Raw genomic sequence first — 544 nt, 5'->3', positions numbered from 1 at the left:
GATGCAGAAATTAATGCCGATGGTACTGAAGTAACAGGTAAGGGTGAACCTGGTACTATCGTTGAAATTAAAAATGCTCTTGGTCAAGTAATTGGAACTGGTAAAGTTGATGAAAATGGTAACTTTAAAGTTACAGTTTCACCGGCATTGACTGATGGCAAAAAAGCAGGCGTAACACTTAAAGATCTTGCTGGTAACCTTTCTAAACCAACAGAAGTAATTGGTCTAAAAGATACTATTGCACCTGAAGCACCAACTAATTTAGCAATTACAAAAGATGGTGAAACTGTAAGTGGTCAGGGCGAGCCTAATGCTAAAGTTGTGGTTAAAGACAAAGATGGCAACATTGTTGGTACAGGCATCGTTAAGGAAGATGGTAGTTTTACTGTTGATCTAGATAAGCCTTTTGTTGATGGTGAAAAACTAGTTGTAGTTCTTGAAGATGCTGCTGGAAATGTATCTCCTGAAGGGACTGTTACAGCACCTATAATCGATGACTCTGATTCAGACAGCGACTCTGACACAGCGACAGCGATTCGGACAG

The 544-nt window shown here is 39.9% G+C and carries 1 protein-coding gene; it reads left to right on the top strand.

All coding sequences use genetic code 11. The features are described 5' to 3' along the window. On the top strand, positions 1-544 hold a 544-nt coding region (locus Aru01_RS18300), incomplete at both ends, for an Ig-like domain-containing protein (protein WP_042111819.1).

Source organism: Acinetobacter rudis (assembly GCF_000829675.1).
GTDB lineage: Bacteria > Pseudomonadota > Gammaproteobacteria > Pseudomonadales > Moraxellaceae > Acinetobacter > Acinetobacter rudis.
Note: the sequence above shows the minus strand (reverse complement) of the source record. Positions and strands in the feature narration are given on the sequence as shown.